The organism is Endozoicomonas elysicola (genome assembly GCF_000710775.1).
GTDB lineage: Bacteria > Pseudomonadota > Gammaproteobacteria > Pseudomonadales > Endozoicomonadaceae > Endozoicomonas > Endozoicomonas elysicola.
Map to the genome: position 1 here is coordinate 22189 of NZ_JOJP01000002.1, position 14627 is coordinate 36815.

10 protein-coding genes are annotated in these 14627 nt (G+C 42.7%); 4 read left to right on the forward strand and 6 right to left on the reverse strand.

Features of this window, described 5'->3' with window-relative positions:
* Nucleotides 1-21: 21 nt before the first annotated feature.
* Both GV64_RS23420 and GV64_RS23425 read right to left on the reverse strand, forming a co-directional pair.
* A complete protein-coding gene (locus GV64_RS23420; protein ID WP_020584032.1) occupies nt 22-960 on the reverse strand; it encodes an ROK family protein in 939 nt (312 codons plus the stop codon).
* A 74-nt stretch (nt 961-1034) separates the two neighbouring features.
* On the reverse strand, nt 1035-2807 hold the full coding sequence (locus GV64_RS23425; protein ID WP_020584033.1) for a sodium:solute symporter family transporter: 1773 nt from the start codon (nt 2805-2807) through the stop codon (nt 1035-1037).
* Nucleotides 2808-3507: 700 nt separating this feature from the next.
* On the opposite strand from GV64_RS23425, the gene nagB reads away from it, so the two are divergent.
* On the forward strand, nt 3508-4299 hold the full coding sequence (gene nagB, locus GV64_RS23430; RefSeq protein ID WP_020584034.1) for a glucosamine-6-phosphate deaminase: 792 nt from the start codon (nt 3508-3510) through the stop codon (nt 4297-4299).
* 75 nt (nt 4300-4374) lie between these two features.
* Here nagB and GV64_RS23435 read toward each other — a convergent pair whose 3' ends face one another.
* Nucleotides 4375-5823, reverse strand: a complete 1449-nt coding sequence (locus tag GV64_RS23435; protein WP_020584035.1) for an OprD family outer membrane porin — start codon at nt 5821-5823, stop codon at nt 4375-4377.
* Between the two features lie 634 nt (nt 5824-6457).
* Here GV64_RS23435 and GV64_RS23440 point away from each other — a divergent pair.
* Together GV64_RS23440 and GV64_RS23445 are read left to right on the forward strand one after the other, a co-directional pair.
* Nucleotides 6458-7630 carry a glycoside hydrolase family 88 protein gene (locus GV64_RS23440; protein ID WP_020584036.1) on the forward strand — a complete coding sequence of 391 codons (1173 nt, stop codon included), beginning with the start codon at nt 6458-6460 and terminating at the stop codon, nt 7628-7630.
* A gap of 151 nt (nt 7631-7781) precedes the next feature.
* Entirely contained in the window at nt 7782-10391 is a 2610-nt protein-coding gene (locus GV64_RS23445) for a polysaccharide lyase family 8 super-sandwich domain-containing protein (protein ID WP_020584037.1), read from the forward strand.
* A 937-nt stretch (nt 10392-11328) separates the two neighbouring features.
* Here the strand turns inward: GV64_RS23445 and GV64_RS23450 are convergent.
* Nucleotides 11329-11859 (reverse strand): hypothetical protein, encoded by a 531-nt coding sequence (locus tag GV64_RS23450; RefSeq protein ID WP_020584038.1) that lies wholly within the window; start codon nt 11857-11859, stop codon nt 11329-11331.
* 150 nt (nt 11860-12009) lie between these two features.
* Between GV64_RS23450 and GV64_RS26320 the strand changes: the two genes are divergently transcribed.
* On the forward strand, nt 12010-12255 hold the full coding sequence (locus GV64_RS26320) for a helix-turn-helix domain-containing protein (protein WP_020584039.1): 246 nt from the start codon (nt 12010-12012) through the stop codon (nt 12253-12255).
* Between the two features lie 49 nt (nt 12256-12304).
* On the opposite strand, the gene GV64_RS23460 is transcribed toward GV64_RS26320, so the two are convergent.
* Nucleotides 12305-13681, reverse strand: coding sequence for a relaxase/mobilization nuclease domain-containing protein (locus tag GV64_RS23460; protein ID WP_020584040.1), 1377 nt, complete (start codon nt 13679-13681; stop codon nt 12305-12307).
* Nucleotides 13678-13989, reverse strand: a complete 312-nt coding sequence (locus GV64_RS23465; protein WP_020584041.1) for a plasmid mobilization protein — start codon at nt 13987-13989, stop codon at nt 13678-13680. Before GV64_RS23465 ends, GV64_RS23460 begins: the two co-directional genes overlap by 4 nt.
* Nucleotides 13990-14627 lie beyond the last annotated feature (638 nt).

Genomic DNA, 14627 nt, shown 5'->3' on the forward strand with positions numbered 1-14627 from the left:
ATTAGCAGTGCTGTTTACTTTTTATGCGTAACCAGGGGCTGAAGCGTTTAATAATGCGGCTCCCCTAACACCGCCAGAATCACCAAATACAGCCTTACGTATTGACGGTACAGGTCTGCCATTTAATGTATGTTTTTTTAATAGTTCTGGTAGTTGATCGTAAATGACATCAAAGTTGGAAAGACCGCCACCAAAAACAATCACCTCAGGATCAATCATGGCAATAATTCCAGATAGACAGGTTGCCATCAGCTCCAGATAGCGATCGGTATGGGATTTAGCCTTCTGGTCACCCAGGCAATATTTTACTGTAATTTCTTCAGCACTCATCCGAGAATCGCATACAGAGGTATAGTGGTGGTTGTATAAATCAGCAAACCCCCGGGCAGACAGATAGTGATCCAGACATCCAGTTTGTCCGCATCTACAACGGATCAATGGGTTATCGTAGCCAACGAGCGCTATTGCATCACAGGGCAGTCGCATATGACCAACTTCAAAAGCAGCTCCGTTATGACCTCTATATAAACGTCCATTGTTCACTAGCCCTCCACCAAAGCCTGTTCCAAGGATTAAAGCCAGAATGGAGCTTGCTCCCTCTAAACTCTTATCATGAGCCTCAGACAGTGCAAAACAGTCCGCATCATTGGCTATTTTAATCGGTCGATTCAATATCTTTTCAAGATCTCGCTGTAGATAACAACCATCAATACAGGGAATATTGTTACACCGGGTAATACCATTTGCTGTTTGCTGGCCAGGCAATCCTATACCGACCGGGCCAAAAACATGATTCAAACGATCATAGGCCGTAACGAAGTCAGTTATTACCGCTAAGAACTGCGCATAATCTTCAGTTGGCGTCTTTGCTCTTTGCGTATAAAGACGCTCCATACTCTGGTTAAACACCGAGAACTCAATCTTGGTTCCACCAATATCAAAGCCATACAGCAGTGTCATCGTTGCTTCTCATTAATTCTGGCAGGAAACAGCCCTGCAACAGATTGCACAGGGCTGTCTTTTTATTGACTCTTCTAGGTATTGGCTACTAAAGCAGCCGGAGAGACAGCTTGCTTTGGGCTTCTCAACAAGTAACCCACAATCGCAATGACGAAACCACCAGACAGATAAAGCAGACGCCCCCATAATTCATTAGGGATTACTGCCATGAACATGATCAGCGCCCCCGACAGGATCATCAGGTTGCCGATAATATTTCCTTGTTTCTTATCCAGATCACCCTGTTTCTTAGAAGATCTGACAACAGGCTTTTCCAGATTTCCAAAGAATTTTACAACCTCTTGCTCACGTCCACTTGTCAGTGGTTTGTAGAACAGTGTCGTTGATACAAAGAAGCCGGCGGTAATTACAATATGTCCGAATATACCAGCAATAACTTTAATATCTGCCCACTCACGCCCCGTTAACGGGTTCAAACCAAACCAATGCTCAATATCTTCTGGAGTTAATACAAAACCAACGTAATAGGAAACAACTGCACCCACAGCTAATGTTGACCATGCAGCCCAGTCAGGAGTCTTTTTGATGAACATACCGAATAGTGGTGCAATGGCTGTGGGGAATGCAATCAAGGAAGCCACATACATAGTGATATTAAAGAGATCCATCTCTTTCAGAGAGTTCAGGAACAAGGCAACACAAATAATAATTAAACCACACACCGTGGATGCGATTTTGGAGGCTGTCAGTAACTCTTTTTCTGTAGCATCAGGACGCAGTACAGGCCGGTAAAAACTTCTGACAAAAATACCAGCACTTTTATTCAATCCAGTATCCATGGAAGACATGGTAGCCGCAAAAATGGCAGCAACCATCAGGCCAACCATGCCAGCGGGCATATATTCCTTAACAAAATAGATATAGGCATAATCTGTCGCTTTTTTACCAAACTCAGGATATACGCTATAAAGATCAATCCCCTGGCTTGCAATAAACCAGCTGGGTGTAAACCAGATAAATATACCACCCAACATTAGCATACCGGCCAACATCGCTCCTTTTTTTGCACTGATAGAATCCCTCGCTGCCAGATAGCGATGCGAATTTGTCAGATTATTCAGCATGGTGGCCTGTTTCAAGAAAATACAAACACACCAAATGCTAAAGATACTGAGATAGTTAAGGTTATTGCCTGAAACGAAAGAACCTCCATCGCTTACTGGGAAATTAGCAATAATATTCCCAACACCATCGCCCTGAACCATGGCAACAACAGCACAGAGAACGCAGACAACCATGATGATAACCATCTGCATATAATCTGAAGCAATAACAGCCCAGGAGCCACCGGTAACCGACATGACCAGTACTATTAAACCGGTAATGATAATGGTAGCTTCCATATCTATATCGAAAACCGCCGCAATCACCAGTGCCAGACCACTCAACCAGATACCTCCAGAGAGCAATTGATTTGGCATTCCAGCCCATGTGTAGACTTGCTCACTGGTCTTACCGAAACGCATACGGATCGCTTCCATTACGGTCACTACCCTAAGCTGTCGGAATTTTGGGGCAAAGTACATATAACCCAGAGCGTAGGCAATGGCATTACCTACAAAGATCATTGAAACTGAAAAACCATCAAGATACGCCTTGCCCGCCGCTCCGGTGAATGTCCAGGCACTGAACTGGGTCATAAATGCGGTGGCACCAACCATCCACCACATCGCGCCACCACCAGCACGAAAGTAGTCACTGGTATTTGTGTTAAACGTTCTGAATATCCACCCTATTGCTATCAAGAGCAAGAAATAAACAGAAATGATTGTAATATTAATACCCATGTTTTCCCCTTGCGCTAGTTTGCATATGCACAATTAATAAAAAATCTTAGTTATAACTTTTTAACGATTAAGAAGATGTTATTTAACTCGTAGATGGTTTCAGAGTTGACGCTGTTCTTCAGCCTAAGCTGCCTGAAAATTCTAACTTTGCAGTCGCTGTTTATAAAACATACATCCTGACAGCTAATATAGACAGACCAAGTAAACCAGCGCTGCAACCTTATTGACGGCAAGTTTCATCTTAGGGGTGTTTTTTTTCCCTGACGCAAATCAACAAATGAACGAACATGGGTAAAAAAAAACAAATTATGATATTTCAACAAAAACACAATGGAAAATCGGATATTTTTTATGCAAACAACGCTACCAAAATAAATTAGCAACAGGAAGCCATCAAAAAACAATGATCGAAATAAAACACAACTTGATCTCCGTCAAAAACCATAAGAACAATGATAACTTTTCTTACAATTTTATAACTCGCCAATTTTTTTTATCAGAAAATTTATATTAGGATTGTTAATCGTATTGGTCACCCAGACATGCTTAAATATTCTTCAGGCTGACCACTTACTAATACATCATCTTTAAAAGCAAATTATTCCTTTCCAGGCTTGATAAACTGCACTGTTACTTGGGAAGGTAATAAATAAGCAGTGAAAACTTAACCATTCAAGACTAAGAGTCAGAGCCTTTATTCATGCGATTTATTCCCCTGGAAAACAAGGACTCCGTTGGCCAATGGGCAGCCCGCCACATCGTCCAGCGCATCAAGCAATTTAATCCATCGACGGATCGACCATTTGTGCTCGGTCTACCCACGGGTGGCACCCCCATTCCAACCTATCAAGAGCTGATTAGGCTTCATCATAAGGGCGAGGTCAGTTTTACCAACATCATTACCTTCAATATGGATGAATACGTTGGCTTGCCTGCAAGTCATCCTGAGTGTTATAGGATTTTCATGCAGCGACACTTCTTTGACCATGTGGATATTCCTGAAAAGAACATCAACTTTCTTAATGGCAACGCCAAAGATCTTGCAGCTGAATGCCAACGATATGAAGAGACTATAAAAGGCTATGGTGGTATAGAATTATTTATGGGGGGGGTTGGTCATGATGGGCACATTGCCTTCAATGAGCCTGGCTCATCACTGGCTTCGAGAACCAGACCAAAAATGCTGACCACCGAAACCCGACAAGCGAATGCACGCTTTTTTGACCATGACATCAGCCAAGTTCCTCAGCGAGCACTTACTGTTGGTGTTGGTACCGTTCTGGATGCCCGAGAGCTGATGATTCTTGCAACTGGTGGAGACAAATCCCGTGCAGTTCAGGCTACCGTAGAAGGGGCTGTCAATCATATGTGGACAATCTCTGCCCTGCAACTGCATCCTAAGTCCATTATGATCTGTGATGCACCTGCAACCCTTGATCTTAAAGTAAGAACCTTACGCTATTTTCAAGATATCGAGCAGGATAACATCTAATTCAACATTGAGCCCGCTCAAATAAGTCTCAAATAGGCTGAAACACCTCCAGCCTATTTGAAGCATAGACAACACTTAAAGGATTGGAATACTGACCATCAATTTGAATTTAGCAATATCCCCAACATCATCAGGTTCTCCATCTGCTACTTTTGCCCAAACGTCATCAGCAAATAATTTGCCGACTTTCAGGGTTACCGATGTACCAGCAAAACTCCCACTTGGCTTGGTATAGACCACATCAAAAATATGCTCCTGAGCCTTACCCTTCTCATTCTTGCTATGGCCAGCATATTCATCATCACCCCAAACATACTGATAGCGCAGTCGCAGATCACGTAAGATTGGGGTATCAAAGTTATTAGGCCAATACGCTATTTCAAAACGTTGAGAGGTATTATTCAAGCCACGAAATTTTTCAATAAAGCCCTGCCCGTAGTGAATCTCCAGGGCATCGACCCCGGCCAGTGATGTATTGAAATTCATATTTCCGCCAGTGGTCGACCAACCAAACCCAAGGCGGAAGTCATCCTGGTATAGATAACGAAGCCTGGCCGTTGTCAGATAGGCTTTATCAGCACCTTCTTCTTCCATGCCCTTTTTGATGGCTTCATCCCAGTTTTTACCCCTGTGCTGATTCAAGCTGTGTGCTGCATCAAATTGCAAACGTGAGTCAGCCATTATATCCATTGAATATTTAGCATGAGCTAAATATCGATGTTTAAAGCCTTCGGCATAGGAATAGCCCAGAGTGTAACCAAACGAGTCGAGCTTATGGATCAGGCTAACCCCTCCCACATGATCAATATGTACGAACGCCGATGAAGGTTTGGTGATATCCTCTTTGTAGCCCAGCTTTTCAATAGAGGTAGCACTCTTCTTCATCATTCCGGTTACCATAGCCGCGGAAAGATCAATATCATCCCAACGTCCATTCACGGCAAAACCACTGTAACTGACGGGAGTCAAATCAGAATCTGGGTCATAGCTTTCAATCATCCCGGCGTCGAAATAACCGATACCAATAGTTGCATTGAGACTCCTCTTCTTCTTTTTGCCGGCTTTTATACGAATGTTTGCCTGACTGAGTTTGGCATCGTTTGTTGTGCCCTCACAATTGACTGTTCCTTTTTGGGGATCCGTTACGCAGTCTGTCTGTCCCAGCTTTGAGCCTCCCAGACTGGTATCAGGGTTGCGCTGCGATAATTTGTAGGTAAATGACCCTCCAAGCCCAAACCCCATGGATAGATAATTATCACCGACATAACCTGACTCATAGTCAAGCATCAACGCACCCAGTGCCGCATAGCTGGTTGTGTGCTTCTGTGCATCTTTATCCCACTCATCCAACCCGGTCATTTCATGGAATGACATCAAAGAAAATTCACCTTCTTCAAACAGTGTGAGGGGTGAACCATCACTACCAAAACCCATGGTTGGAACCAGCAAAGACAATGCAAACACAATTGGCTTATATTGAAATGACAAATCACTTTTATTTAGCTGACTAACGGATAAAAACATGAAAATATTACCTAAAAGCACTACAGAAGCTTTCTTATCTGCTCAATTACGCATGGATAATCCGTTATCTGTGATTGAAATATTCAATCAAAAAGAATGACTTTCTCCAGACCTGAAAAAGTTTTAACTCAAACACTCCAAATCATTTAAGTTAGAAAAATCCAAACCGCTCATTTATTAACCAGAATGAAGCTTTATATCGATAATAAAAGAAATTGTCATACTTTGATGAGATATTTGTACGCTCTCATTTTGTCATCAAAAAGACAAATACCTTAACCACACCCACGACAATTAGTATTAGTAATTGACGACAAATATATTCTTATTATTTTACTATCTATTTACTGATCTAAATCAGAATAAAGACAAAAACAATCAAAAGCTGAACATTTTATGTATTTTTAACATCATTTTGTGCATTTATTGGCCGTAATAAATCTATCCTATTATGAATAGGTTATTCCAATGATGGAAATGACTCATATCGCTTAATATATATACAGAATAATCAATAATGTTTTTTTAACACCACCATAAGATCGCGTTACAACAAAACATGACTCGCATCAAAGAATGAAATAAAAAAAACTGAATAATGCCAAACTTTGAACACCCTACTTAAGCCTATCTTATGACACAAAATCTAACTTCACTGCCTCCCTGCCCAAGGGAGTACAGTCAGGAAACGTTCGAAACACAACTTTTAAAAGTTATCGCAGCCATCAAGCGCAATATTCCACGGATTGGTGACCGCCAACCTATGTGGGGAACTCCGGATCTGAAGTGGCAATATTGTCAAGAGTGGAATTGGGTTTCAGGTTTCTGGCCCGGTCAATTATGGCTTGCTCATAAAATAACCTCTGAACAAATCTTTAAAAATGCAGCACGCCTCCAAAATAACTACATGAAAAACACGCTAGCCTTGCGAATGGCCCATGATCATGACTTGGGGTTCGTTTTTTCCCTAAGCTGCGTGGCGGACTATAAACTGACTGGCAACGTCAAGGCGCGGGAGATGGCACTTACTGCGGCAGATAGTCTTCTAGGGCGCTTTCGTCGCGGCGGTAAATATTTTGTCGCCTGGAATGAAGACATGGAAGTAACCCCGGGAAATGTAACCGGTCGGGTTATCATCGACTCCCTGCAAAATATGGCACTTATGTTCTGGGCATCTGAAGAAACCGGTAATCCAGTCTATAGAGAATGCGCTATTGGCCATGCAGATACACTATCAAAGACAGTAGTTCGGGAGGACTATACCGTTTACCACACATTTAACTTTGACCCTTTCACTCAGCAACCAATAGGTGGTGAGAATTTTCAGGGTTATGCTGACGAATCCTGCTGGTCCAGGGGAATGGCCTGGGCGTTGCACGGGTTTGCACAGATCTACGAATACTCAAAAGAAGATCGACATCTGAATGTCGCCAAAAATATTGCTCGTGTCGTATGCCACCATCTTGAGCATGACCCGGTTCCTGTTTGGGATTACCGCTTACCCGAAAATGAAACACCACACCGCGACAGCTCTGCCGGTTCATGCAGTGCTGCCGGGCTCTTTCTGATTGCCAAACATTGTGACAATCCGGACGAAGCCGCACATTTCAAAAAATGGGGGCAATACCTGCTTGGCGGGCTTATTGAACGTTGTGACCTGAGTGATAACCCAAATGCGTGGGGGCTGCTTGATGAAGGTGCATCATTTGTTCATCGGGGGCGCACCAGAAATATGCTTCCATACGGTGATTATTATTACGTGGAAGCACTGATGCGTGCCTGTGGATATCAGAAGTTTTTCTGGTGAACACATTATCTACTCCCAACATTTTATAGATCATTCACAAACAGCTCACTGAGTTATCGCTTTCGAAACCGGTCAGCCATGCTTCAACATAGTTAAGATTCAGCGTGGCTATTATTCGAGTCAATGCAGTGATATTAACGAGACCATTCTCATGAGTGTTGTAAAAACTCTTGGCAGCGTCATGTTTGCCAGCTTTTTTGTGGTCGGATGTACCGCAAGCTCTGCGCCACTCCCCCAAGTGGAAAAAAATGCTATCTACCATACTCAACAACTAATTCAACAAGTATCACCTGAGCAAATTCAGGAGTTGGAAACCATTTATCGTCGGTATGTAAACTGGACAGTAGGTACTGGGACACTCAGCAAATCTGACCCGCTAGTGCGCATACAGCATGAAACTATGCTGAGCACATTCAACAATGTTGAAGAAAAATTTATGCAAGAAGGGGGAGTAGAAGGGTTGGGTAAAATCAGCTTTGCCCGTACCAAAGATAAGCAACCTGTTGCACGGTATGTATTTGATACCATTCTACCATCGTTGAGTATGTCCTATGCCTACCCAGGCCTGATTGATAGCCCAAACCCCGGATATAGAAAACCTGAAACGGTAGCAACGATTATTGCCATTCTGGATCATATGCATGCATCTGGCTGGAAAAAGGGGGTAGACACAGGCTTCGACTTTGATGAATTAAGAAAGACTGGATTCACCGGCTTTGGCGGAAGTATCAACAATAACATCTCCGGATATTCAAAATCCTTGTTATTGCTGAGAGATGAATTGCATCAGGCAGGACGCCTAGAACGTGAGCTGGAAACCCTTGACTGGGTTACCCGGATTTTTGCTCCGGAGCAGGATGGCCGGGGTATGACCCATTTTCAATTCCCCGGATTTAACTCTGACGGGTTTAAATCCATGGTAAGGAATCGTCTGTCTTACGTTGTAACTCAGCTACCTGATGATCCATCTCGTATAAAAAACATGCAGTTCCTGACACACTTTTATAATAAAGCGTATTCATTAGCTCCCGGCTGGGCAGATAAGATCAAACCTGATGGTGTCGGATACCACCATAAAGGTGTTTATGGAAATAGCTACTCTGAGCAGGGGCTGGAAGCTGCAGCCAGAAGTATATACCTACTTCAAGGCACATCTTTTCAAGTCACCGATGAATCCATAGCCAATGTTAAACTGGGGCTGAAAACCTTCCGCATATACTCCCAGAAATACGATATGCATCGGGGAATTGCCGGCAGATTCCCACACCAACTGGATTCATTAGTCCACCTCCTGCCTGCTTACGCTTATTATGGTATGAACAGCGGTCTCAACGACCCAGAGATGAAAGCTATTTTTGCCCGATTATGGGATCGAGGTTATTTTGAGCGATCCAGTATATTGAGTGAGACATTTGATGGTAAGGGGCTTGGTGCATTCGGTGAAATAGAGGCAATGCTGGCTCTTGAAAACGAAAATATAGATCCTGAACCAGCTTTAACCGGGCACTGGGTCTACCCTTATGGCGCCATGAGTATTCATCGCCGTCCCGGCTGGATGGCCGCAGTCAAAGGCTTCAGTCGTTATATCTGGGATTATGAATCTGGAAAAGCACAAAACCTTTATGGTGGTAATGCCAGTTCCGGTGTATTGAGGCTGTACACAAAAGGGAATCCAGTTAATGCATTTGACAGTGGTTATGGCATTAATGGTTGGGACTGGCACCGCCTGCCAGGCGCCACGACAGTTCGCGTTCCTTATAAGAAAATGCGAAAAGACCATAGAAACTGGTCGACAGAATCATTTGTAGGCGGCTTGAGTGCAGAAAATGCAAATGGCGTTTACGCTATGGTTTACGATAACCAGATGGGGGGGGTCACATTAACTGCGAATAAATCACTGTTTTTCTTTGACAACCACATCGTCTTGTTAGGCAGCGACATTCACGGTGGTGATGGCCAGCACGAAATTGCGACCACTCTTTTCCAAACGCGTCTGCCTTCTGAAGACACCGTCACCTACTTCAATGGTTCAATGTTGACTGGTGAAAAGCCAGCTTTTAATACTACACAGAATCAGCCAGTCTGGCTGACGGACAGTGCTGACAATGGCTATTACCTTCCAAACCCTGTGGACTTGATGGTCCATCGTACCGAGCAAACCGCTCCTGACGAAAAAGGGAAGGAAAACGCCAGTGACTTATATGCAACTGCTTGGTTATCTCATGGTAACCGAATCAAATCCGGACGTTATGAGTATGTTATTCTGGTAAATGCCGGTAAAGAACAAACAAAAGCGTTTGCGCGTAACGCCAGTAAAATCTACCGGGTGAAACAGCAAGATAAGATGGCTCACATTGTTGAGCATATTGAAAAAGGCATCACTGCCTATGCCTTTTTCAAAGCAGGTGGAGACTTTGCCTCAGATCTTATTTTGTCCACGGATACGCCCATGCTGGCCATGAGTCGGAAAACATCTTACGGAAACCTAGTGTTGAGTGTTGTTAATCCAGACCTAGGCCTGGCACCAAAAACGAAACACATCACCATTGATGACTTACGGGATAATCCGAAATGGCTGTATCATGATAGTGAAACCCCAAGGGTAACCATGACATTGGAGGGCCATTGGCAGAACGTATCAACAACTGAGGATAAGGATATTCAGATTAAAACCAGAATGATAGAGGATAAGGCTGTTACTGAGCTTACATTCAATACCAAACATGCATTCAGTAAGGACATTGAGCTAGCTCGTCTATAAAGCACATAAATTCAGATTCGGGATATCTGTTTCTTGGCTTGTATCACAGTTCTAGCAAGCCCCCCCTGCATCGTTCTATTCTTTTGCTATTCTGGAGCTCTTTATCTGAGCTCCCTCCTTTAATGGCAATTTCTCGCTGAGGATACTTGGCTTTAGCATGTTCACTTCAGCATTGGCCAACGATATCGTTATTCAATTGGGAGCCGGTATCCAAACCGCCCAGCATGATGGTACGAGGATTTACCTTTACATTTTTTCAAGGAATACCTTTTTCTTAGGTGCATAATCATCCATATCCACCTCAAAAACCAGCAATGGACAACCTGAAAAGCGAATATAAGCAACATGAAGAACTCTTGGGCTATGGATGTCCTTATAGCATTAGGCAGAGCTATTGATTTGGAGTGAGGGTCATTCGAAGCACTTCGTTAATATCGGCAAAAACAATTTTTTATTACTACTCAACTGATTCCTTACTTTAATTAAGATTATGCTAAATAACGACAATTGTCGTCAGATAATAGATTAAACATGTGCGAGCATTGCAGAGGAACAAACTAATTTACTATCCGAAATTGGTTGACCACTACAATAATTGCCTAAAGATGATGCGAGACAGTGATCATGCGAATACAGAAATGAGCACCATCATCATAGCTTTTAAACATAAACCGGAATGTCCTCTTTACCATGGCAAGATCACTCATATCAGCCTAGTCTCAGAACATTTATCAACAAAGTAACTGGTCTGGCCAGTTGCTCAACTATCAACGTCACATACGAAGGTGAACTCATCGGGTAGGGGTCACCGTAAGGCCCTCATGGCTGACTCCGCCAAATATGCTACCCGATTATATAAGATCTACTTATAGGTCACTTTCATGAATGGCGGCTCTTTATAGTCCTTTCAGATACCTAGTGTTACCAAAGAAAGCCCTTATTCTGAGCCTTCGACCCAACCCCCCTCCCCCCTTAATTTGAACCATTCATGCTGTGGCATACTTTTACGCCACTGATCGATGTGGCTTGGTGTAGGTGGCATACAAAACGGTGTGTATGAGGCTAGCCTGATTAAGTGCTGCTGAGAAAGATCAGCGATAAACGCTTTAGACTTTATTATGTCGGCCCGGTTAGTTGACCTAAGAATGGTTTCAATCTTGCCTATAAGCTGATCAATATAATTACTCAACTGATCTGTAAATACACAGAAAATCCTGGAGTCTTTGTAGTTATTGATTGGTTCGATGATGGGTAGTATTGGTTCTGCTGGAAGGTTTTCAAATTCCTCCTCACAGATTAATCCTGGCGTTAGTTCATTCAGGTAGTGGCAAAACTCATTTGCAAAGCATTGGTTTGAAAAAACCAATTCCCATACCAGCCTTTTTGATACTTCAAACTCAGGACAAATCCAACGAGAAAGCAATGACGCGACTAAGTCTAACTTCTCTTCAAGAGTATAAAATTCCATAACAATTCCCTTTATTAAAGTACTCTGCACCACAAAGAGACATCCATATATTGAAATATAGTTCAATATATGGATACATCAATTAATATTATGGAACTAATAGTATTTATTTGATATTCCTATATTTATACAGCTTATGATGGGTTTGACATGATCAGAGTTCTGGTGAGAAAGGCATTAGATGACAAAAGCTTTGCAGAAAATCGTCGCATAACTCTGGCTGAGGTTTGTAGGGACACAGGTATCAGCAAAGGGACAATGAACCGAATCATCAATGAGCCTGGCTGTAATATAGGCATAAACTGTATCAATGAGCTGTGCCGATACTTTAACTGTCAGCCAGGCGATATTTTGACGTATGTACAAGAACAACCGGCTAAACCAAATGATGGCTGACCCATAATAAAAACATCGATGGTCTTAGATAGCCGTTTTTTTGAGTACCTCATGACGATGGAAATTGTCTGCTCTTTTCGGTCGGTGCGTGCTTTACTCCCTTCTGAAGCCTGTTAGAAGGCTGTTTTGAGTGGGCTTGTTTGAAGAGACGATTTATTTCGCTCTTTACTATTGCATTTAAAAGCTGCAGAACAATTTTTATAGATTCAGCAGCTAACTCTTGATTCTTGTGGTGGACTCTAGCCAGCTCTGCATTGGCAGCTCTTACAATTGCCCGAATATAACTTTTCATCCACTCTGGACAATCCTCAGGGAAGTGAGGTGTTATTGATTCTGAGCTCCCCAATGAAGAACCACCAACAGCAGGTGGCAACGTATGATTTTTATTCGAATTCTTTACCTTATTGTTATAAAAAGTCCCAACTTCAGCCGCATACTGTTTTCCACCATGCTGATGATTTACCCACTCGGTAATACGATGATCAGAGAATTTCAGTATTTTTGTGTTTATCCCAGGGTTTTGATCAAACGCTATTGTTGAGGCTAATTTGGGCCAGCTATAGGCCTTACCCAGAGCTGATCCTCTAATACCTCGTTTAGAAAATATTCCATAATGAAACCTAAGCCCTACCACTCGACCTGTAGACTGAATGTTTGCACTGACACCAATGTTTTTCGATCGAAGATAGCTCATAAATCGAGAAAACCTCTCCGTACCTGACGCTGATTTACAGTCGTCGATGGTTTCCTGTATCAGTTGTCTCAGTCTCTGTTTTTGCGACGGCTCATTCGTGCGCTGAATTTGCCTGAATTCAGACGTTTTAGGATTTGTACCGTCAGGCTCCCGCATTGGGCTCTCATGTGCATAAGCAGCCCTTTTTTGCACTCTATGCAGGCAGTATTTAACCTCCAGCTCCTCCATTACTTCCTCCCACACACGATAGTCTCGATGGAGATTGTGAATTTTTCCTGTTTCATTCACTGTCGAATAGAGCATGTGTACATGAAGGTGCTCTTTGTCTCCATGTACCACATAAAGTGCTGGGCGCTCTCCCGGTGCAGCGATATTTAGTGACTCTCTGGCTATATCACACGCATCCTTAGGGTTCAGCTTTTTGCTGTCATCTGGGTGAAAGCTCACCACACGATGCTCCCAGTGTGATTGAGGTGGTTTCTTTCCAGGGCGATTTCTTCTATTCCACAGCAGAACACCATTCATAAATGATTTTGCTGATTTCTTGGGGCAACTATCAATTAAAACTGGGTTGGCATGATCGGTTTCTATGTGCAGTATTCGCTCAACGCCTTTAGATGCCTGCATTTTTTTGACATCGTCATCATTTATTTTTGCATCTGGGTTAAGCATGTAATGGGCTACGGCTGCGCCTTTAGCAGCACTGCCGTTTAGTTTGGCATCAGCAATCATCTTTTCAACTCATGAAGTTTTATGAAAAGACTGATGGCTTTGATGACCAGCTGCATTTCTTCAGAATCAGGAACTTTTCCAGATTGCACAATGGCTAAAAGCTGATTAAGCGTGTTCCCGATATGAGCCACTTGTTGTAGCTGTTGTCGCTCAATGTTTGATGGAGGGATAGGCAATGTTTTTCTTTTGTGCAGGGACAAAATGTATTCTGATAATTTCAGATTTAGTGACTTCGCCTTTTCTCGAATTTCAGCTTTTTCCTGCTCACTCACTCTGAATTGGATCTGGGTTGTTTTGTTCTTCTCCATGGGTTCATCCTAGTTGAAGCATACAGGATAACCTATTTCGATTAGGGAAAGTGTTAGGCAGTATTTTTTTCTAAGATAATTGTATTCTGTAATCCAGAATGTCACATGACTGGCATGAGTGTATCTCTTCGAAAGATTTGGCACTTTAGATAAGCAGCTCTTTAACTTTAGTGCTCAAATGCCAGGTCATGAATCAGAACTGTCCTATCCGGCAAGGCGATTGGCGTATTCGACATCACTCCAGTCGAATACAGCATTTGCTGATAAGTATGTTGATTCAGCGTTGTTGGTATTTTCCTAAGGCTTTTGATTGCGGTGGAGTGAAACGACACCGCACCCACTCAGTGCGAGTGCACTCTGAGTCAGTCGCAAAGTAATGACATGTCATTACTTTGCCCTTGCTTGCACCCACACATTTTATACTATTCACAACCAGGTGGGATTAATGGGGGTTATGAAGGGTAATGATAGAGGCTGGAAATAATACTTGATTTTATCTACCGATTGTAATGGACAGAGCCTCGTAAAACAAAAAGGACCTATTAAAGCCCAAAAAAACTCACCTAAAGCAATTAACAATTAGAAATCAATATATTAAAAACTAAGCACCGTGACCGTTACGGCCACGGGCAAACGTG